This window comes from Stutzerimonas nosocomialis (assembly GCF_005876855.1).
In the GTDB taxonomy this organism is placed as follows: domain Bacteria; phylum Pseudomonadota; class Gammaproteobacteria; order Pseudomonadales; family Pseudomonadaceae; genus Stutzerimonas; species Stutzerimonas nosocomialis.
Window position 1 is genome coordinate 112616 of record NZ_QLAE01000002.1, and the last position, 19996, is coordinate 132611.

Annotated in this window: 16 protein-coding genes; 13 read left to right on the plus strand and 3 right to left on the minus strand. The window is 69.2% G+C overall.

Annotation, left to right across the window (positions count from 1 at the left end; genetic code table 11):
- Positions 1 to 198 precede the first annotated feature (198 nt).
- The 7 genes from DN824_RS01655 to DN824_RS01685 all read left to right on the plus strand — a co-directional run bounded on the left by DN824_RS01655 (position 199) and on the right by DN824_RS01685 (position 7740).
- Positions 199 to 966: an SDR family NAD(P)-dependent oxidoreductase gene (locus DN824_RS01655; protein ID WP_138406655.1), complete on the plus strand. Its 768-nt coding sequence runs from the start codon at positions 199 to 201 to the stop codon at positions 964 to 966.
- 9 nt (positions 967 to 975) lie between these two features.
- Positions 976 to 2046, plus strand: coding sequence for a phosphotransferase (locus DN824_RS01660; protein WP_138406656.1), 1071 nt, complete (start codon positions 976 to 978; stop codon positions 2044 to 2046).
- On the plus strand, positions 2043 to 2837 hold the full coding sequence (surE, locus tag DN824_RS01665; RefSeq protein WP_138406657.1) for a 5'/3'-nucleotidase SurE: 795 nt from the start codon (positions 2043 to 2045) through the stop codon (positions 2835 to 2837). The genes DN824_RS01660 and surE overlap by 4 nt, the downstream gene beginning before the upstream one ends.
- On the plus strand, positions 2834 to 4516 hold the full coding sequence (locus DN824_RS01670; protein WP_138406658.1) for a long-chain fatty acid--CoA ligase: 1683 nt from the start codon (positions 2834 to 2836) through the stop codon (positions 4514 to 4516). Before surE ends, DN824_RS01670 begins: the two co-directional genes overlap by 4 nt.
- Before the next feature lie 57 nt (positions 4517 to 4573).
- Positions 4574 to 5641 (plus strand): AraC family transcriptional regulator, encoded by a 1068-nt coding sequence (locus DN824_RS01675; protein WP_241666480.1) that lies wholly within the window; start codon positions 4574 to 4576, stop codon positions 5639 to 5641.
- Positions 5642 to 5768: 127 nt separating this feature from the next.
- Positions 5769 to 6536, plus strand: coding sequence for a 3-hydroxyacyl-CoA dehydrogenase (locus DN824_RS01680; RefSeq protein ID WP_138406659.1), 768 nt, complete (start codon positions 5769 to 5771; stop codon positions 6534 to 6536).
- Between the two features lie 10 nt (positions 6537 to 6546).
- On the plus strand, positions 6547 to 7740 hold the full coding sequence (locus DN824_RS01685; RefSeq protein ID WP_138406660.1) for an acetyl-CoA C-acyltransferase: 1194 nt from the start codon (positions 6547 to 6549) through the stop codon (positions 7738 to 7740).
- Positions 7741 to 7756: 16 nt separating this feature from the next.
- On the opposite strand, the gene DN824_RS01690 is transcribed toward DN824_RS01685, so the two are convergent.
- Positions 7757 to 8158: a DoxX family protein gene (locus tag DN824_RS01690; protein WP_138406661.1), complete on the minus strand. Its 402-nt coding sequence runs from the start codon at positions 8156 to 8158 to the stop codon at positions 7757 to 7759.
- A gap of 242 nt (positions 8159 to 8400) precedes the next feature.
- Here DN824_RS01690 and DN824_RS01695 point away from each other — a divergent pair, with 242 nt between their 5' ends.
- The 3 genes from DN824_RS01695 to mepA all read left to right on the plus strand — a co-directional run bounded on the left by DN824_RS01695 (position 8401) and on the right by mepA (position 12874).
- Positions 8401 to 10647 (plus strand): DUF6351 family protein, encoded by a 2247-nt coding sequence (locus DN824_RS01695; protein ID WP_206666154.1) that lies wholly within the window; start codon positions 8401 to 8403, stop codon positions 10645 to 10647.
- Positions 10648 to 10826: 179 nt separating this feature from the next.
- Positions 10827 to 12011 carry an alpha/beta hydrolase family protein gene (locus DN824_RS01700; protein ID WP_138406662.1) on the plus strand — a complete coding sequence of 395 codons (1185 nt, stop codon included), beginning with the start codon at positions 10827 to 10829 and terminating at the stop codon, positions 12009 to 12011.
- A complete protein-coding gene (gene mepA / locus DN824_RS01705) occupies positions 12011 to 12874 on the plus strand; it encodes a penicillin-insensitive murein endopeptidase (protein WP_138406663.1) in 864 nt (287 codons plus the stop codon). Before DN824_RS01700 ends, mepA begins: the two co-directional genes overlap by 1 nt.
- Before the next feature lie 126 nt (positions 12875 to 13000).
- Here mepA and DN824_RS01710 read toward each other — a convergent pair whose 3' ends face one another.
- Positions 13001 to 13366, minus strand: coding sequence for a hypothetical protein (locus tag DN824_RS01710; RefSeq protein ID WP_138406664.1), 366 nt, complete (start codon positions 13364 to 13366; stop codon positions 13001 to 13003).
- A 70-nt stretch (positions 13367 to 13436) separates the two neighbouring features.
- Between DN824_RS01710 and DN824_RS01715 the strand changes: the two genes are divergently transcribed.
- Positions 13437 to 15800, plus strand: a complete 2364-nt coding sequence (locus DN824_RS01715; protein ID WP_138406665.1) for a DNA polymerase II — start codon at positions 13437 to 13439, stop codon at positions 15798 to 15800.
- 64 nt (positions 15801 to 15864) lie between these two features.
- Here the strand turns inward: DN824_RS01715 and DN824_RS01720 are convergent, their stop codons facing one another.
- Complete coding sequence (locus DN824_RS01720) at positions 15865 to 17271, minus strand: DegQ family serine endoprotease (protein ID WP_138406666.1); 1407 nt, start codon at positions 17269 to 17271, stop codon at positions 15865 to 15867.
- Between the two features lie 460 nt (positions 17272 to 17731).
- Here DN824_RS01720 and DN824_RS01725 point away from each other — a divergent pair, with 460 nt between their 5' ends.
- Positions 17732 to 18514, plus strand: a complete 783-nt coding sequence (locus tag DN824_RS01725) for a MetQ/NlpA family ABC transporter substrate-binding protein (protein WP_138406667.1) — start codon at positions 17732 to 17734, stop codon at positions 18512 to 18514.
- A gap of 93 nt (positions 18515 to 18607) precedes the next feature.
- A complete protein-coding gene (locus DN824_RS01730; RefSeq protein WP_138406668.1) occupies positions 18608 to 19798 on the plus strand; it encodes a trans-sulfuration enzyme family protein in 1191 nt (396 codons plus the stop codon).
- The last annotated feature ends 198 nt before the right edge of the window (positions 19799 to 19996 follow it).

A 19996-nucleotide genomic window follows, 5' to 3' on the forward strand; every position in this document is an offset into this window, starting at 1 on the left:
CGTGGGAACGCGTTCGTGGGAGCGGCCTCGACCGCGAACGCTTGACCACAGAGCAGCCTGCTCGGTGGGATGAATCACTCCGGCGGCAGCGTGCCGGATGAGCGAAAACAACAATAAAAGCGCTGCGTGAGCGTCGATCTGCGCGCAACGCACTGAAGTCCTCGGCCTGAGCCAGGCCGCGTCATGAGAGGTGTCTCGATGACCAATCCCCTGTTCGACCTGAGCGGCAAGGTCGCGCTCATTACCGGTTCCACCAAGGGCATCGGCCGCGCCATCGCCGAGCAGATGGCCCGCTGCGGCGCCCGCGTGGTGATCTCCAGCCGCAAGGCCGACGCCTGCGAGCAGGTGGCCGGCGAGCTCGTCGCGGCCGGCTTCGAGGCCCTCGCGGTGCCCTGCCACGTCGGGCGCAAGGAGGATCTGCAGCGGCTGGTCGACACCACCCTCGCGCACTGGGGTCGGATCGACGTGCTGGTCTGCAATGCGGCCACCAACCCGGTCTACGGGCCGACCCGGGAGATGACCGACGAGGCCTGGGACAAGATCATGGAGACCAACGTCAAGGGCACCTTCTGGCTTTGCAACAGGGTGTTGCCGGGCATGGCCGAGCGGGGCGGGGGTTCGGTCATCCTGCTGTCGAGCATCGCCGGGCTGCGCGGCAACACCACCATCGGCACCTATGGCGTGTCGAAGGCGGCCGAGGCGGCGCTGGCGCGCAACCTGGCCGCCGAATGGGGCCCGGACGGCATCCGCGTCAACGCCATCGCGCCGGGCCTGGTGCGTACCGATTTCGCCAGGGCGCTGCTGGACGATCCCGAACGGCTGCGCCGCGCCGCCGAGAAGACGCCGCTGCGCCGGATCGGCGAGCCGATCGACATCGCCGGGCTGGCGGTCTTCCTCGCCGCCCCTGCCAGCGCCTACATCACCGGCCAGGTGATCGTCGCCGATGGCGGCGAGACGGCCTGCTGAGGGCCTGCCATGAACGGACCGGAACTGATCGATGTCCTCCCGGCCCATCGCTTCGACGAAGCGGCGCTGGCGTCCTACCTGCGCGGACGGCTGCCGGAGATGGGCGAGGCGCTGGTGATCCGCCAGTTCCAGGGCGGCCAGTCGAACCCGACCTTTCTGCTGGAAACCTCCGGCCGGCGCTATGTGCTGCGCAAGAAGCCGCCGGGCAGGATCCTGCCGTCGGCGCACCTGGTCGAGCGCGAGTACCGGGTGATCCGCGCCCTGGGCGAGCAGGGCGCGGTGCCGGTGCCGGCGGCCCACGTGCTCTGCGAGGACGAGCGCATCATCGGCACGCCCTTCTACGTGATGGATTTCGTCGACGGACGGGTGTTGCCCCATCCCGCCCTGCGCGATGCCGGGCAGGGCGAGCGGCGGGCGATCCACTTCGCTGCCATCGATACCCTGGCCGCGCTGCACCGGGTCGACGTCGAGGCGATCGGTCTGGCCGACTACGGCAAGCCCCAGGGCTACATGGCGCGCCAGGTCAAGCGCTGGAGCGGCCAGTACGAGGCCTCGCGCACCGGCGACATGCCGGCCATGGACAAGCTCATGGCCTGGCTGCAGGACCGGTCGCCAGCGCACGACGAAACCGCCATCGCCCACGGCGACTACCGGCTGGGCAACCTGATGGTGGCGGGCGACGCGCCGCGGGTGACGGCGATCCTCGACTGGGAGCTGTCCACGCTCGGGCATCCGCTGTCGGACCTTGCCTACTACTGCCTGCCCTATCACCTGCACTGCGAACACGAAGGCATGCGCGGCCTGGTCGGCCTCGATCTCGCCGCGCTGGGCGTGCCGAGCGAAGCCGACCTGCTGGCGCGCTACTGCCAGCAGAGCGGGCGTGACGGCATCGACGACTGGCACGTGTTCCTCGCCTTTTCCCTGTTCCGCCTCGCGGCCATCGTCCAGGGCGTCTACGCCCGCGCGCTGCAGGGCAACGCCAGCAACGCCGATGCGCTGGAGGTCGGCAAACGTGCCGGCATCCTCGCCGAAACGGGCTGGGCCATCGCCCAACGTGGCAACGGAGTCCTTTCGCCATGAGCTATCCCCTGCTGCGTCGCGTGCTGCTGACCAACGACGACGGCATCGCCGCGCCGGGCCTCGCGCTGCTCGAACGGCTCGCCGCCGAACTGGCCGAAGAGGTCTGGGTGGTCGCGCCCGAACACGACCAGAGCGGCACCGGCCAGGGCATCTCGCTGCATGCGCCGTTGCGGGTGTTCGCCCACGGCGAGCGGCGCTACGCGGTGTCCGGCACCCCGTCGGACTGCGTCATGTTCGCCATGGCCGAGTTCCTGCGCGACAGCCCGCCGGACCTGGTGCTCTCGGGCATCAACAGCGGCGCCAACATCGCCGACTCGGTGCCGTATTCGGGGACCATCGGGGCGGTGCTCAGCGCCGATCTGCTGGGGCTGCCGGCGATCGGCCTGAGCCAGGCCTTCCTCGATCGCGCCGCCATCGACTGGTCGCCGGTGCAACGCTATGCGGGCAGCCTGATCCGCGCGCTCTGGGCGCGCCGCGAAGCCGATGGCTGCTGCTGGAACCTGAATTTCCCGGCCTGTCCGGCCGCCGAGATCGGCCAGCTGCGCATGGCGCGCCAGGCGCGGGGTTCGATCCGCGCGCCGCGCCTGCTGGCCGGCCGGGATGCCCGCGGGCTGCCTTACTGGTGGCTGGGCTTCGAACGCTCGTCGACGCAGATCGTCGCGCCTGATGCGGATGTCACCGCATTGCGCGACCGCTGCGTCGCCATCACGCCGCTACGCGATACGCGTGGCTGGCTCGAATGGGGCCAGGAACAGCGCCTGGCCGACCTTGAACGGGAGACGTCACGATGAAGTTCGAACGCCATTACGGCGTCTGGCCGCGCCAGTTGCCCAAGACCCTGTCGGTCCCGCAGACCAGCCTGTTCACCAACCTGGAAATCGCCGCCCGGCGTTTTCCGGACAAGACCGCGATCGTCTACTACGACACCCGCATCCGCTACGCCGAGCTGCTGCGCGAGGTCGAGGCGCTGGCCGGTTACCTGCAGCACCTGGGCGTCGGGCGTGGCGACCGGGTGCTGCTCTACATGCAGAACGCGCCGCAGTTCACCATCTCCTACTACGCGATCCTCCGGGCCGACGCGGTGGTGGTGCCGGTCAACCCGATGAACCACAGCGCGGAGCTGGAACACTACCTGGCCGATACCGGTGCAGCCGTCTGCCTCTGCGGCCAGGAGCTGACCGGCTTCATCGCGCCGCTGGTGGGCCAGGCGCAGCTGCGCCACGTGATCGTCACCGCCTACCGCGAGTACCTGCGCCAGCCCACCGACCTGGCGCTGCCGCCCGAACTCACCGACGAGTCGCCGCTTGCCGCCTTCGAGGGGGCCATCGCCTGGCAGGACGCGCTCGCGGCCGGGCATCGGCCCTCGGCGCACCTGGCCGGGCCGGACGACCACTGCGTGTTCCCCTACAGCTCCGGCACCACCGGCGCGCCCAAGGGGTGCGTGCACACCCACCGCTCGGCGATGGCCACGACGGTGCACCGGCTGGTGTGGAACGGCAGCACCTCGGAAACGGTGATCCTCGCCACGCTGCCGTTCTTTCACGTCACCGGCATGCAGGGCGCGATGAACGGGCCGATCTACCTGGGCGGCACCAGCGTGGTCATGACCCGCTGGAACCGCCAGGTCGCCGCGCAGCTGATCGAGCGCTACGCCATCAACGCCTGGATCAACATCGCCACCATGGCCATCGACTTCCTCTCCGATCCGGATATCGAGCGCTACGACCTGTCGAGTCTGAAAAGCATCGGCGGCGGCGGCGCGGCGATGCCGAGCGCGGTGGAAGAGAAGCTGCAGCGCCTGACCGGGCTGCACTACATCGAGGGCTATGGGCTGTCGGAAACCATCGCCGCGACCCACATCAACCCGGCCGAGCGGCCCAAGCCCCAGTGTCTGGGCATCCCGGTGTTCGACGTGGACAGCCGGATCATCGACGTCGCCAGCCTCCAGGAGCTCGGCCCCAACGAGGTCGGCGAGATCGTCAGCCACGGGCCGCAGCTGTTCGAAGGCTACTGGAACCGCCCCGAAGAGACGGCGCAGGCCTTCATCGAGCTGGACGGCAAGCGCTTCTTTCGCACCGGCGACCTGGGCTACTACGACGAAGAGGGCTACTTCTTCATGGTCGACCGGGTCAAACGGATGATCAACGCCTCGGGGTTCAAGGTCTGGCCCTCGGAGGTGGAGAGCCTGATGTACCGTCATCCGGCGATCCAGGAGTGCTGCATCATCGCCACCCCCGATCCGCGCCGCGGCGAGACGGTCAAGGCCTGCGTGGTGCTGCGCCCGGAACGGGTCGGCCAGGTCGGCGAGCAGGACATCATCGACTGGTGCCGGGAGGAAATGGCCGCCTACAAGGTGCCGGCGGTGGTGGAATTCCGCCAGTCGCTGCCGCGTTCCTCCACCGGCAAGCTGATGTGGCGCGTCCTGCAGCAGGAAGAGGATGCCCGCCAGGCGCTGCGCGCCACCTCCTGAGCCGCCGGGCGTGATTAGATAGGCCTTTCGCTCCGGCAACTGCCTGTGGAGGCCCGGTTGGCTGGTCGTGCTGAAACTCTCGAACGCCCCCTCGCCCGGACCGGCGAGCGGCTGCACAAGGGCACCATCTCGGCCCAGCTGGTGGCCGAGGCGCTGCTGGACATCGAACGGCGCGGCCACGACGGCGCGGCCCTGCTGCGCGCGGCCGGAATCGAGCGGCCGTCGTCCGAAGGCGAGGGGAGGGTGACCGCCCAGGCCTACGCGCGGCTGTGGCGGCTCAGCGCCCGGCTGCTCGACGATGAATTCTTCGCCATGGACAGCCGTGGCCTGAAGGCCGGCAGCTTCGCCTTCATGGCCCGCGTCGCCCAGGGCGCGGCCAGCCTCGGCGAGGCGCTGGAGACCATGCTCGCCTTTCTTCGCCTGTCGCTGGACGACCTGGCACCGCGGCTCGAACGCGGCAACGGCCTGGCCGAGATCGTCCTCGACCACCGCGCCGGCCACCTCCCGCGCGCCTTCACCTGTTTCACCCTGTGGATGATCATCCACGGCCTGGCCTGCTGGCTGGCGGGGCGTCACCTGCCGATCCTCGGTATCGACCTCGAAGGCGAAGCGCCGCGCCGTCTGGACGATTATCGCGTCAAGTTCACCGACAATCTGCGCTTTGGTCGTACCGAAAGCCGCCTGCTGCTCAACGCCGACTGCCTCGGGCAGCCGGTGCGACGCAGCGCGGCCGAGCTGGAGCCTTTCCTCGCCCGCGCGCCGGGCAACATCCTGGTCCGCTACCGCGATCCGCAGGGCCTCGGCGCGCGGGTCCGGCAGCACCTGCGCCGGTGTGATGCCGGCAACTGGCCGGACATCGAGGCCCTGGCCGCGCAGTTCCACGTGGCGCCCTCCACCCTGCAGCGCAAGCTCGCCGCCGAGGGGCAGTCCTACCAGCGGCTCAAGGACCAGTTGCGCCGGGACCTGGCCCTCGAACACCTCGCCCGGGGCGAGGGCAACCTGGCGCAGCTGTCGCAGGATCTGGGCTTCGCCGACGCGAGCGCCTTCCACAAGGCCTTCAAGAAGTGGACCGGCTCGACACCGGGGCGCTACCGGGCGCTGCTGGGCGAACCCGAGGCGGACTGATCGCGCCTCGTCGGCGACTGTCAAAACCTCTCACCCCGGTCGAGACGTTCGGCCATTGGCAGGCCGGCGGGGCGGGGCGAATATCCGGGCCATACCGGACATCCGGTTCATCGCGCGGGAGGCGAGCATGCAGATCGACGGCAGGACATTTCTCATCACCGGCGCGGGCTCCGGGCTCGGCCTCGCCACGGCGACCGAGCTGGCGGGCCAGGGCGGACGCGTGGTGCTGGTCGACATCGACGAGGCCCGCGGGCAGGCGGCCGCCGAGACGCTCGGGCAATCCGCGCGCTTCGTCAGGGCCGACATCACCCGGGAGGCCGACGCGGCGCAGGCGGTGGCGGCGGCGCTGGACGCCTTCGGCGCCCTGCACGGGCTGGTCAACTGCGCCGGTATCGCGCCGGCCGAGAAGATCCTCGGCCGCAATGGCGTGCATGGCCTGGAGCGCTTTCGCCAGGTCATCGAGGTCAACCTGATCGGCACCTTCAACATGCTGCGCCTGGCCAGCGAGGCGATGGCGAAGGGGCAACCCGGGGCGGACGGCGAGCGCGGGGTCATCGTCAACACCGCCTCGGTCGCCGCCTTCGACGGCCAGATCGGCCAGGCCGCCTATGCCGCGTCCAAGAGCGGCGTCGCCGGTATGACCCTGCCGGCGGCACGCGAGCTGGCCCGTTCGGGCATCCGGGTGATGTGCATCGCCCCGGGCATCTTCCAGACGCCGATGATGGCCGGCATGCCCCAGGAGGTTCAGGACTCGCTGGCCGCCAACGTGCCGTTCCCGCCACGCCTGGGCCGGCCCGAGGAATTCGCCGCGCTGGTGCGGCACATCGTCGAGAACGCCATGCTCAACGGGGAGGTCATCCGCCTGGATGGCGCCCTGCGCATGGCGGCCAAGTGAGGGGGGCAAGATGAACACGAACAACGATCCGGTCGTCATCGTCAGCGCCGTGCGCACGCCCATGGGCGGTTTTCTCGGCGCGCTCAAGGGGGCGACGGCCGCCGAACTCGGCGCCACCGCCATTCGCGCGGCGGTGCAGCGCGCCGGCGTGGCGGTCGAGCGCATCGACGAGGTGGTCATGGGCTGCGTGCTGCAGGCCGGCCAGGGCCAGGCCCCGGCGCGTCAGGCGGCCCTGGGCGCGGGCCTGCCGCAGGGGGTGCCCTGCTCGACACTGAACAAGATGTGCGGCTCGGGCATGAAGGCGGTGATGTCGGGTTACGACGCCCTGCTGGCCGGCAGCGCCGAGGCGGTGGTCGCCGGCGGCATGGAGAGCATGTCCAACGCGCCCTACCTGCTGGAGCGGGCGCGCACCGGCTACCGCATGGGGCATGGGCGGGTGCTGGACCACATGTTTCTCGACGGCCTGGAGGATGCCTACGACAAGGGCCGGCTGATGGGCACCTTCGCCGAAGAATGCGCATCGGCCTATACCTTCACCCGCGAACAGCAGGACGGCTACGCCATCGCCTCCCTGGAGCGCGCGCAGCGGGCGATGCGCGAAGGACTGTTCGCCGACGAGCTCGTCGCGGTGGAAACCACGGCCGGCCGCGAGCAGGTCACCGTGAGCGAGGACGAGCAACCGCCCAGGGCACGCCCGGACAAGATTCCCACCCTCAAGCCGGCCTTTCGCGAGGGCGGCACCGTGACGGCCGCCAACGCCAGTTCCATTTCCGATGGCGCGGCGGCGCTGGTGCTGATGCGCCTGTCCCGGGCCGAGGCCCTGGGGCTCACGCCGCTCGCGCGCATCGTCGGCCACGCCTCGGTGGCCCAGGCGCCGAACCTCTTCACCACCGCGCCGGTGGGTGCGATCAACCGCCTGCTCGAGCGTACCGGCTGGGCGCTGCCCGAGGTCGATCTGTTCGAGATCAACGAGGCCTTCGCGGTGGTGCCGATGGCGGCCATGCGTGAGCTGGACATCCCCCACGAGCGGCTGAACCTGCATGGCGGGGCCTGCGCCCTGGGCCACCCGATCGGCGCCTCGGGCGCGCGGGTGCTGGTGACCCTGCTGCACGCGCTGCGCCATCACGGCCTTACGCGTGGCGTGGCCTCGGTGTGCATCGGCGGCGGCGAGGCCACCGCCGTGGCCCTCGAGCGGCTCGACTAGCGCCCGGCGCGGCCGCTCAGTTGAAGCGGCCGTGCAGACCGCCGACGCTGAAACGGCCGGCACCGAGCAGGGCGACGGCCACCGCGGCGAACAGGAACATCGCCTGCAACTCGATGGCGGAGCCGCCCATCGCATTCAGCGCGAAGAGTTCATTCGCATGCGCCAGGGCCAGCGCCACGATCATGTTGATCGCCACCACCAGCGCGGCGATGCGGGTGTAGAAGCCGGCGATCATCAAGGCCGGCGCCACTACCTCGCCGACATAGACCCCATAGGCGAACACTCCCGGCAGGCCATGGCCGGTGAGCATGCCGGCAATCGCGCCGACGCCGTGCTGCAGCTTGAAGATGCCGTGCAGCAGGATGAGCAGGCCGAGCGCCACGCGCAGAACCAGTTTTCCAGTGTCTTCGGTATTCATGTCTTCCTCGCTGATCGATGGGCGCGCTTGCCCGGGTGCCGGATTCGGTGACGGCTTCTGGTCGTTATAGACCACCGCGCCTCGGAACGGATGGATGACGCCGCGCGCCCCGCCTCTGCGCCGAGCCGACGGCTGACGCCGCCTGGCCGTTGCGAACCCGAGGCCGACTTCTACGCTGAACCTTGCAGGCAGCACGACCCCGCGCAGGAGGCGACCTCCGACAACAAGACCGAGGAACACCCATGACAATAACAACGGGTTCCCTGCGCGCGTTGCGCTACGGGCTGACGCCCCTTGCCCTGGCCCTCTGCTTCACCGCCACGGTCCACGCCCAGAACGCGCCCGCGTCGCGTATCCAGGTCGAGAGCCTGTCCAGCCGTGCGGACACGCTCACCGGCGACGATGCCCTGATCCGCATCACCCTGCCGTCTTCCGCCTCGGGCGAAGGCCTGCGCGTGCTGCTCAACGGTGCGGACGTGACGGCCGCCTTCGACCCATCGGCCGATGGGCGGGTGCTGACCGGCCTGGTCGAGGGCCTGCGTCCGGGCGGCAACCTGCTCATGGCTATCGCGCCCGGCGCGGCGGCCAAAGGCCTGATGCTGACCAGCCATCCGCTGTCGGGCCCGGTGTTTGCCGGACCCAAGCAGCAGCCGTTCGTGTGCGAGACGGAGGAGTTCGAGGTCTATCCGGGCGGTGGCACCCTGGGCCCGGCCCTGGACGAGCACTGCACCGTGGCGCGACGGGTGGACTACGTCTATCGCAACACCCAGGGGCGGTTCGCCCGCTACGACCCGGCCGTGCCGCCGGGCGATCTCGCCACCACGACGACCCTCGACGGCAACACCGTGCCCTACGTGGTGCGGCTGGAGACCGGCACCCTCAACCGCGCGATCTACCAGACCGCCGTGCTCGATGACCCCGCTCGGCCCGGGCCGGGCATCGACCTGCGCGACGGCGCCTGGAACGGCCGGCTGGTCTACACCTTCGGCGGCGGCTGCCGCTCGGGCTGGTACCGCCAGGGCAACAGCACCGGTGGCGTGCTCGACGACCGTCACCTCTCGCGCGGCTTCGCCACCGCCTCGGCATCGCTGAACGTGTTCGGCAACCAGTGCGACGACCTGCTCGCCGCCGAGACCATGATGATGGTCAAGGAACGCTTCATCGAGGCCTACGGGCCGCCGCGCTACACCATCGGCTGGGGCTGCTCGGGCGGCTCCTACCAGCAGCACCAGATCGGCGACAACTACCCGGGCCTGCTCGACGGCATCATCCCGATGTGCAGCTTCCCCGAGGTCGGCTTCGGTACCGTCCACACCCTGGCCGACTCGCGCCTGCTGCTGCACTACGCCAGGACCACCGAGATACCCTGGGCGCCGGAGCAGCTGCGGGCGGTCTCGGGCTTTGCCCGGTTCAACACCATCGGCAACCTGGACAACGGCGCCGCGCGCATCGACCCAGTGCCCGGGCGCGACGACGGCCGTGCCTCGGCCGAGTTCGATGCCTCGGTGCCGGCCGCAGAGCGCTACCACCCGCTGAACAACCCCGACGGCGCCCGCGCGACGGTCTACGATCATGCGGTGAACAGCTACGGCCGCGACCCGCGCACCGGCTTCGCCCGCCGTCCGCTGGACAACGTCGGTATCCAGTATGGATTGCAGGCGCTTAACGCCGGGCAGATCAGCAAGGCGCAGTTCCTCGATCTGAACGAGCACATCGGCGGGCTGGACATCGACGCCAACTTCACCGGGCAACGGATGGTCGCCGACCGCCAGGCCACCCGGGCGGCCTATCAGACCGGACGCCTGCTCTACGGCGGGGCGGGGCTGTCGGAAATGCCGATCCTCGATTACGACCTGATGTACACGGATCTGGAGCCGGGCGGCGACATCCACCTGAAGTTTCACCACTTCTCCACCCGCGAACGGCTGCTCGAGGCCAACGGCCACATCGACAACCACGTGATGTGGAGCGGCGGGGCGGGCTATCCCGAGGGCGAAACCGGCGCCGCCCGTACCGGCTACATCCAGGACCGCGCGCTCGAAGCGATGGACCGCTGGCTGGCCGCCATCTCGGCCGACCCGGGCAGCGCGACGCGGGCCGAGAAGGTGGTGCGCAACAAGCCGGCCGACCTGCAGGACGGTTGCTGGACGCGCGACGAGCAGCCGAGCTTCATCGCCGAGCCGCAGACCTTCGGCGGCCGTGGCAGCTCGGCCTGCAACGACCTGTACCCGGCATTCCCCTCGCCGCGAATGGTCGCCGGCGGGCCGCTGGCCTCGGACGTGATCAAGTGCCAGCTGCGCCCGGTGGACGAGCGCGACTACCAGGTGAGCTTCGATCCCGACGAATACGCCCGCCTGACCCGCATCTTCCCCAACGGCGTCTGTGACTGGGAGCTGCCCGGCGTCGGCCAGCAACCCGTGGTCGGCACCTGGCTGCGGTATCTCGGCGAAGGGCGCTACGTGCGCGACGCGGTTCGGCCGGCGCGTTGACGCCGAGCCCCCGGGGCGGTCGATGATCGTCTGCCCCGGGGTCTGCACGATTTTGTTACCTGTCCGGACGGCGATGGCGGCCCCCGGGGTGAACGGCGGCCAGGCGAGCAGGGTCGCAAAAAGGACCGATTCGCCCGGACGCCCTTGCCGTGCGAACGAGACAGCCAGGAGCCCTGCCGATGATCCGTTCTCTTTCCACCGTGAGGGGTGCGTCTCCCGATACCGAATACGCGACGGGACTGCGCCGCTGGGGCGCGCCGGTGCTGCTGGCGCTGGGCCTGGCGCTGCTCGGCGGTTGCGGCGACGGCGAGCCGGACGCCCCGGAGCAGCCGGCGGCGGGCACCGAACAGCCCGCGACCCCGGACAGCCCCGACGCCGCGGGCCTGCAACACCCCAGCGAGCACCTGAGCGTGACCCGCTTCCCGGGCGAGCTGGCCGACGCCGACCGCGAGGCCTGGCGCGAACAGGCACCGGAGATCGAGCGCATCGAGATCGCCTCCTCGGCCGACGATGCCGCGCAACCGGCGCTCTACTACGACTCCGGCTCCGAGCAGGACAAGCCGCTGCTGCTGGTGCTGCACAGCTGGAGCACCGATTACCTGCAGAACATCGACATTCCGCTTGGCCAGTTCGCGGTGGCCAACGACTGGGTCTTCATGCACCCCGATTTCCGCGGGCAGAACGACGGCCGCCCGGAATCCACCGCCTCGGACCTGGCGATCGCCGACATGCAGGATGCGCTCGACTACGCGCTGGACAACGCCCGCGTCGATCGCTCGCGCATCTACCTGCTCGGCTATTCGGGCGGCGCGCTCAACGCGATGCACCTGGCCAGCCGCAACCCCGACCTGTTCGCCGGCGTCTCGCTGTGGGTCCCGGTGTACGACTTGGTCAGCTGGTATCGCTGGAATGACGAGCGTGGCGAGAAATATGCCGGGGAAATCGCCCAGGCCTGCGGCGGCGAGCCGACCTCGGGCACCGACGCGCACGAGGAATGCGTCAAGCGCAGCGCGAAGGCGCACATCGACGACGCGGCCGGCAAGGTGCGGATACGCATCGCGCACGGCATCGGCGACCAGACGGTGCCGCCGGACCAGGCGCTGCACGCCTTCAACGACCTGGCCGACGAGTCGGACCGCATCCCCCAGGAGCAGATCGACCAGCTGATGGCAGACCGCAAGGTACCCGAGGCGCTCGAAGGGCGCTCGATCCATGCGCAGGAGGACCATGCGCGCTTCGACGAGGCCGGCGCGCCCGTGCTGCTGCACCTCAAATCCGGGCTCGCCGAGCTGATCCTGTTCGACGGCGAACACGACATGCTCTACCGCCCGGGGCTCGAATGGCTCGCCGAACAGGAGCGCTGATGAAGGCAACCATCACCGGGGCCGCCGCGTCCCTTCGCCGTCTCTCCAACCCCTGGCGCAGCGGGCGTGTCGCCCCGGCAGCGCTGGCGATCGCCGCGGCCTGCCTGCTGCCGGCGTCCGACGCGCTCGCCCGGGACTGGTCCGAAGTCCCCGGTCCGCTGGCCGGCCCGCCGCGCATCATCGGCCACCACGGGGCCGCCTGCCTGATCGGCGCGCAGCAGTTGCCGGCCGAGGGCGTCGGCTACCAGGCCGTCGACCTGGAGCGCCGCCGCCACTATGGCCATCCCGAGCTGCTGGACTACATCCAGACCCTGGGTCGCCGCGTCGCCGAGGCCGGATTCGGCCCGATGCTGGTGGGCGACATGTCCCAGCCGCGCGGCGGGCCGATGAGCTACGGGCACGTCAGCCACCAGAGCGGGCTGGACGTGGACATCTGGTTTCGCCTGGACCTGCCGGTACTCGACCGCAGCGAGCGCGAAGGGCTCGAACAGCCGATCCTGGTCGACCCGAAGACCGCCCGGCTGGATGCGCGCTGGACCGATCGACATGCCGAGCTGATCCGCCTGGCCGCGGACGACCCGCGCGTGGCGAGGATCTTCGTCGACGGCGCGGTCAAGCGCGACCTCTGCGACCGCGAGTGGGACGACCGCTCCTGGCTGCGACGCATCCGCCCCTGGCCCTGGCACGACGAACACCTGCACGTGCGCCTGCGCTGCCCGGCGGACCAGAAGGAATGCGTCGACCAACCCGAGCCGCCGGCAGGCGACGGCTGCGCCACCATCCTGCCGACCCCGCGCCCCTTGGTCGAAGCCAGCCCGGTACGACGCCTGCCCCCGGCCTGCGCCGCCGTGCTCGAGCAGTAGAGACCCTCAGTGGAGCGCTCAGCTGGTCGACGCCTCGGCAGGCCTGCGGCCGGGATTCCGGGCTCTGGTGGAAACCGGGCATGAAAAAAGGGCGCCACCGGCGCCCTTGATGGGTGACGCGCGGGTTCAGTTCCACCAGCGCGGCAGGCCTTGGCGGTCCTTGCGGAACTCGGCGCGCGAGGCGCTGCGTTCTGCCTTCGCTTCGACTGCGGTGTCGGTCGTGCGCGCATCGGCCAGTTCGATGTTTTGCTGAGCCGGCTCGGCACGGCTTGCTTCGACGCGGGTCGCCTGGGTGGAGGCGAGGTTGGTGTCTACCGTGGCGGCAAGGGCGTTACCGGCGAAAGCGGCGACGAACAGGGACGCGATGATGTGCTTGCTCATGATGGGTTCCTCAAGGTTGTCGGTGACTTCGGTGCCCATGGTGGCGGCCGAGCGCGCGCATGAGAAACGCAGAGGATCACTAGTGAATATCGACGCGATCGATCCGGTCATCGTCGTATCCGGGTGAGGGCGGGCCAGGCTCGCTACAATCGGCGGCTTCCATCGCTCCCAGGAAAACGGCGTGAACCAACAGCAGGGCTTCGTCCTCACCCGCCATTGGCGCGACACGCCGACAGGCACCGAAGTCGAGTTCTGGCTGGCGACCGATGACGGGCCGCGTCGTGTCCGGGTGCCGGATCAGGTGTCCACCGCCTTCGTTCCGGTCGCACAGCGCCAGGCCGCCGAGGCCGTGCTGCGCGGCGAGCGGGGTGTCGAGCTGCGCCCGCTGGAGCTGCGCGATTTCCGCCAGCGGCCGGTGTTCGGGCTGTACTGCCGCCAGTACCGCCAGCTGCTGCAGCTGGAAAAGCGCCTGCGCGCCGCGGGCGTCGACGTCTACGAGGCCGATGTCCGCCCGCCGGAGCGCTATCTCATGGAGCGCTTCATCACCGCGCCCGTGGGGTTCGACGGGCAGGCCGAGGGCGACGGCGCGCTGCAGGTCGCCCAGCTCAGGCCCATGCCGTCCTATCGGCCGCGCCTGAAGCTGGTCTCGCTGGACATCGAGACCACCGCCCGTGGCCAGCTCTATTCCATCGCGCTTGAGGGCTGCGGCCAGCGGCAGGTGTACATGCTCGGCCCGCCCAACGGGGACGCCGGGCAGGTCGACTTCGACCTCGAGTACTGCGACAGCCGCGGCGAGTTGCTCGAACGGCTCAACGCCTGGCTGGCCACCCACGACCCCGACGCGATCATCGGCTGGAACCTGGTGCAGTTCGACCTGCGGGTGCTACATGAGCATGCCCAGCGGTTGAAGATTCCCCTGCGCCTGGGGCGTGATGGGCAGGCCATGGAATGGCGCGAGCACGGCGCGCGCAGCAACCACTTCTTCGCCGCGGCGGCGGGGCGCCTGATCATCGACGGCATCGAGGCGCTGCGCTCGGCCACCTGGAGCTTCCCCTCGTTCAGCCTGGAGAACGTCGCGCGGACGCTGCTCGGCGAAGGCAAGGCGATCGACAATCCCTACCAGCGCATGGACGAGATCAACCGCATGTTCGCCGAGGACAAGCCCGCCCTGGCGCGCTACAACCTCAAGGACTGCGAGCTGGTGACGCGCATCTTCGAGAAGACCGAGCTCCTGAGCTTCCTGCTCGAACGCGCCAGCGTGACCGGGCTGGCGGCCGACCGCAGCGGCGGCTCGGTGGCGGCGTTCGAGCACCTCTACCTGCCGGCGATGCACCGCCAGGGCTTCGTCGCGCCGAACCTCGGCGAGCGCAGGCCCGAGGCGAGCCCCGGCGGTTTCGTCATGGATTCGCGCCCGGGCCTCTACGACTCGGTGCTGGTGCTCGACTACAAGAGCCTCTATCCGTCGATCATCCGCACCTTCCTGATCGATCCGGTGGGGCTGGTCGAAGGCCTGCGCGAGCCTGGCGACGAGGCCTCGGTGCCCGGCTTTCGCGGCGCACGCTTCTCGCGCACCCGGCACTGCCTGCCGGCCATCGTCGAGCGGGTGTGGGAGGGCCGCGAGGCGGCCAAGCGCGAGGGCAACAAGCCGCTGTCCCAGGCGCTGAAGATCATCATGAACGCCTTCTACGGCGTGCTCGGCTCCAGCGGCTGCCGCTTCTTCGACCCGCGCCTGGCCTCGTCCATCACCCTGCGCGGCCACGAGATCATGCGTCGCACCCGCGAGCTGATCGAGGCCCGTGGCCACGCGGTGATCTACGGCGACACCGATTCGACCTTCGTCTGGCTCGGCCGCCCCCACGAGGAGGCCGATGCCGCGCGCATCGGCCAGACGCTGGTGGCCGAGATCAACGCCTGGTGGCGCGAGCATCTGGCGCGGGAGTTCGGCGTGCAGAGTGCGCTGGAGCTGCAGTTCGAAACCCATTTCCGGCGTTTTCTGATGCCGACCATCCGTGGCGCCGAGGAAGGCAGCAAGAAGCGCTACGCCGGGCTGGTCAGGCGCGCCGACGGCAGCGAGTCGATGGTGTTCAAGGGGCTGGAAACCGTGCGCACCGACTGGTCGCCTCTGGCCCAGCGGTTCCAGCAGACACTGTACCGGCGCATCTTCGACGGCGAGCCGTACCAGGACTACGTGCGCGACTACGTGCGCCAGACCCTGGCCGGCGAGCTGGACGAGCTGTTGATCTACCGCAAGCGGCTGCGCCGCCGGCTCGACGACTACCAGCGCAACGTGCCGCCCCACGTGCGCGCGGCGCGCCTGGCCGACGACTACAACGAGCGCAAGGGCCGGCCGCGCCAGTACCAGAGCGGTGGCTGGATCAGCTACGTGATCACCACCGCGGGCCCCGAGCCGCTGGAGAACCGCCGCGCCGCCATCGACTACGACCATTACATCAGCCGCCAGCTGCAACCGGTCGCCGATGCGATCCTGCCGTTCGTGGGCGATGACTTCGCCAGCCTGATCGACACCCAGCTGGGGCTGTTCTAGGCGCCGGCCGAAAAAGGAAAGGCCCGCGCGAGGCGGGCCTTTTTCGTGCCGTGAAGGCTGCCGGTCAGTCCGGCAGGCGGAAGGTGATGAAGCTGGCGCGGCCCTGGCGCAGCACCCGCATCGACACCGACTGCTTGGACGGCAGCTTGTCGACGATGGCGCGGAAGGTCTTCGCCGAGTCGATCGCCTGGTTGTTCAGGTGGGTGATCACGTCGCCCGGACGCAGGCCGATTTCCACGGCCGGACCGTTGCTCACTTCGCGCACCACCACGCCGCCGCGCAGGTCGAAGGTCTTCTTCTGCTCCGGGCTCAGCTCGGCCACGGTGACCCCGAGGCGGTTGCTGCTCTGCTGGGCGCCACCCGGCGCACCGCCGCCGGCGACCACTTCGTCGTCATCGGGCAGGGCGCCGATGGTGATGTTCAGCGTCTGGCGCTTGCCGTCGCGGACCACGGCGAACCGCGCCACGCTGCCGGGCTTGAGCGCGCCGACCAGGTGCGGCAGGTCGCTGGACATCTCGATCGACTTGCCGTCCATGCTCAGGATCACGTCGCCGACCTGCAGGCCGCCCTTGGCCGCCGGGCTGTCCTCGAGCAACTGCGCGACCAGCGCACCGGCCGGGCGATCCAGGCCGAAGGAGTCGGCCAGGTCCTTGTTCACTTCCTGGATCACCACGCCGAGCCAGCCGCGGCTGACCTTGCCCGTGGTGCGCAGCTGGTCGGCCACGTCCATCGCGACGTCGATCGGAATGGCGAACGACAGGCCCATGAAGCCACCGGAACGGGTGAAGATCTGGGAGTTGATGCCCACCACTTCGCCGTTCAGGTTGAACAGCGGGCCGCCGGAGTTGCCCGGGTTGATCGCCACGTCCGTCTGGATGAAGGGCACGTAGCTTTCGCTTGGCAGGGTGCGCCCGGTGGCGCTGACGATGCCGGCGGTGACAGTGTGGTCGAAGCCGAACGGCGAACCGATCGCCACCACCCATTCACCGGCCTTGAGCTGGTCGGACTTGCCGAGCTTGACCGTCGGCAGGTTGTTGCCCTCGATCTTCAGCAAGGCCACGTCGCTGCGCGGGTCGGCGCCGACCAGCTTGGCGGTCAGCTCGCTGCGATCGGGCAGGCGCACCATGATTTCGGAGGCATCGGCGACCACGTGGTTGTTGGTCAGCACGTAGCCGTCCTGGGAAATGATGAAGCCCGAGCCCAGCGACTGGGCCTCGCGCTGGCGTTCCGGACGGTTGGGGATGCTGCGTTCGAAGAACTCGCGGAAACCCGGCGGCAACCCTTCCAGATCGGGCAGCTGCGCCGCGGGACCGCGTGCGGGCATCTTCTGCTTGGTGCTGATGTTGACCACCGCTGGCGACGCACTTTCGACCAGCGGTGTGAAGTCCGGCAGGTCGGCATAGGCCACGAGGGCCTGGCCGAGCATCACGACACCTGCCGTGACGGCCAGCAATTGCTTACGAAGTAACATGGCGGTTGGTCTCCCCACGCTGTTCAAAGGATTGGGCGAAACTGACGTGTCCCCGGTCGCAACGCAAGTGCCGCGGGCGCAGGAAGGGCTGCCGACACCGAGGCGCTGCATGACGGCAATGTGGGGGCACCGGTGCCCTCATCCAAGGGGGCCGGTCGATCCGTCAGCCTGGCTCCAGACTCTACGCCTAACAAGGTCAGCATCGTGTGAAGTCGACGTAAAGGAAACGTAAGCACGGTTTTCCGAGGCACTGACGTCGCGGCCCTCGGCCGTCCGGGTCGAAAGCGCTGCGGCGGAACCGTAGTTTTATTCATGTTTAGAATATAAAAATAACAATTCGATATTTTATTGGAATAACTATAGTCCGTACTGTCGTCTCGTTGCGGCCAAGCCGGCCGAACGTTCCCTCCCGCCGCGCGGCTGCGATCCAGCCGGGGCTTCCTCACCGAGAACAATGGACATGAAAAAGACCTCGCTACTGGCCGCTTTGGCCGCTGCCTTTTCCATCAGCCTCGCGCAAGCCGGCGAAACGCTCACCATCGCCGCGACTCCGGTGCCCCACGCCGAGATTCTCGAGCTGATCAAGCCGCAGCTGGCCGAGCAGGGCGTGGACCTGGACATCAAGGTGTTCACCGATTACGTGCAGCCCAACATGCAGGTCAGCCAGAAGCGGCTGGACGCCAACTACTTCCAGACCAAGCCCTACCTGGACACCTTCAACAGCAGCCGCGGCACGGACCTGGTGACCGTCACCGGCGTCCACGTCGAGCCCTTCGGCGGCTATTCCAGCCGCTTCGACTCGCTGGACGAGCTGCCCAGGGGCGCCACCATCGCCATCCCCAGCGAAGGCAGCAACAGCGGCCGGGCCCTGCTGCTCCTGCAGAAAGCCGGCCTGCTGACCCTCAAGGACCCGAGCAACGCGCAGGCCACGCCGCGCGACATCGCCGATAACCCGCGCGGCTTCAAGTTCAGGGAACTGGAGGCGGCCATGCTGCCGCGCGTGCTGAACCAGGTCGATCTGGCGATGATCAACACCAACTACGCGCTGGAGGCCAAGCTCGATCCGGGCGCCGACGCGCTGGTGATAGAGGACCGCGATTCGCCCTACGTGAACTACCTGGTGGCCCGCCCGGACAACCGTGACAGCGAGGCGATCAGGAAGCTCTCCGCCGCGCTGACCAGCCCGGAAGTCAAAGCCTTCATCGAGAAGCGTTACGCTGGCGCGGTCGTGCCCGCGTTCTGATCGAGCCGGGCGCTCGGCCCGCATGGCGCCGGCCGCACGAGGCCGGCGTTCTCGCATCTGCCGGGTGCCCCCAACCCTTGCGAAGGAAGCGATATGAGCAAGCAGCAGCCAGGACTCTCCACCCGCGCGGTGCACAGCGGCAACGACGTCGACCACAAGATGGTCACCCGCGCCAAGAGCCTGCCGATCTACGAAACCTCGGTGTTCGTCTACGAGTCCCTCGCACAGGTCGATGATTTTCTCGCCGGCAACCCCGACAACTACATGTACACCCGCCTGGGCAACCCGAACACCGCCGCGCTGGAAACCCTGGTGTGCGAGCTGGAAGGGGGCGAGGCGGCGCTGTTTTCCGCTTCCGGCATGGCCGCCATCAGCGCGGCGCTGCTCGGGCGCCTGAACGCGGGCGACCACCTGATCGCCAGCCGCGAGCTCTACGGCACCACGCAAAGCCTGATCGAGAAGGAGCTCGCGCGCTTCGGCATCGGCGCCACGCTGGTCGACATCAACGACCTCGCCGCCGTCGAGGCCGCCATCACGCCGAACACCCGGCTGATCTACACCGAAACCGCGTCCAACCCACTGGTGCGCATCAGCGACGTGCCCGCCCTGGCCCAACAGGCCAAGGCCCGGGGCCTGAAGCTCGTGGTGGACAACACCTTCCTCTCGCCGGCGTTGTACCAGCCGCTCGCCGACGGCGCCGACCTGGTGCTGCACAGCACCACCAAATACCTCAACGGCCACAGCGATGCGACCGGTGGGGTGATCGTCGGCGATGCCGAGTGGGTCGCCCAGGCGCGGCGCTTCCAGATCAACGCCGGCGGCAGCGCCAGCCCGTTCGAGGCCTGGCTGACCTTCCGCGGCGCCAAGACCCTCGCCCTGCGCATGCGCGCGCACGCCGACAACGCGCAACGACTGGCCGAAGCGCTGGAGGCGCATCCGAAAGTCGCCAAGGTCCACTACCCCGGCCTGCCGTCGCACCCGGACCACGCGCGGGCCAAACGGCTGTTTCCCAAGGGTTGCTCGGGCATGCTCGGCTTCACCCTGAAGGGCGGGCTGGCCGAAGTCGACGCCCTGATCCAGGGCCTGCAACGCACCGCCTTCGCCCCGTCGCTCGCCGGCGTGGCCAGCAGCATCACCCACCCCGGCAAGACCTCGCACCGCGCGCTCTCGGCCGAGACGCTCAGCAGCCTGGACATCCACGACGGCACGATCCGCGTGTCGGTGGGCATCGAGGATGCGCAGGACATCGTGGCGGACTTCGTCGGGGCGCTGGATCGGCTGTGAGCAGCCGTTTCGGATAAGCGCCACTTGGCGGGGCGGGGTTTGGAGGCATCGGCCCGGTGACGGCGCCGGGCCGCAAGCCGCCAGGCAGCGGCACGTTGGGGCCGCTGGCGCCTGACTGTACCGGTCGCAATCCATCGAATCTGGTACTGCAATCGCCTGGATAGACCCATTAGGCTGTACGTGGCGCGATGACCCCGA

What these genes read in the sequence shown, in the direction of transcription:
- DN824_RS01710 (WP_138406664.1), bottom strand. Translation starts at nt 13,366, where the DNA reads ATGACCGGATCGATCGCGTCGATATTCACTAGTGATCCTCTGCGTTTC.
- DN824_RS01725 (WP_138406667.1), top strand. Translation starts at nt 17,732, where the DNA reads ATGAAAAAGACCTCGCTACTGGCCGCTTTGGCCGCTGCCTTTTCCATC.
- mepA (WP_138406663.1), top strand. Translation starts at nt 12,011, where the DNA reads ATGAAGGCAACCATCACCGGGGCCGCCGCGTCCCTTCGCCGTCTCTCC.
- DN824_RS01655 (WP_138406655.1), top strand. Translation starts at nt 199, where the DNA reads ATGACCAATCCCCTGTTCGACCTGAGCGGCAAGGTCGCGCTCATTACC.
- DN824_RS01730 (WP_138406668.1), top strand. Translation starts at nt 18,608, where the DNA reads ATGAGCAAGCAGCAGCCAGGACTCTCCACCCGCGCGGTGCACAGCGGC.
- DN824_RS01680 (WP_138406659.1), top strand. Translation starts at nt 5,769, where the DNA reads ATGCAGATCGACGGCAGGACATTTCTCATCACCGGCGCGGGCTCCGGG.
- DN824_RS01720 (WP_138406666.1), bottom strand. Translation starts at nt 17,271, where the DNA reads ATGTTACTTCGTAAGCAATTGCTGGCCGTCACGGCAGGTGTCGTGATG.
- surE (WP_138406657.1), top strand. Translation starts at nt 2,043, where the DNA reads ATGAGCTATCCCCTGCTGCGTCGCGTGCTGCTGACCAACGACGACGGC.
- DN824_RS01660 (WP_138406656.1), top strand. Translation starts at nt 976, where the DNA reads ATGAACGGACCGGAACTGATCGATGTCCTCCCGGCCCATCGCTTCGAC.
- DN824_RS01690 (WP_138406661.1), bottom strand. Translation starts at nt 8,158, where the DNA reads ATGAATACCGAAGACACTGGAAAACTGGTTCTGCGCGTGGCGCTCGGC.
- DN824_RS01670 (WP_138406658.1), top strand. Translation starts at nt 2,834, where the DNA reads ATGAAGTTCGAACGCCATTACGGCGTCTGGCCGCGCCAGTTGCCCAAG.
- DN824_RS01695 (WP_206666154.1), top strand. Translation starts at nt 8,401, where the DNA reads ATGACAATAACAACGGGTTCCCTGCGCGCGTTGCGCTACGGGCTGACG.
- DN824_RS01700 (WP_138406662.1), top strand. Translation starts at nt 10,827, where the DNA reads ATGATCCGTTCTCTTTCCACCGTGAGGGGTGCGTCTCCCGATACCGAA.
- DN824_RS01685 (WP_138406660.1), top strand. Translation starts at nt 6,547, where the DNA reads ATGAACACGAACAACGATCCGGTCGTCATCGTCAGCGCCGTGCGCACG.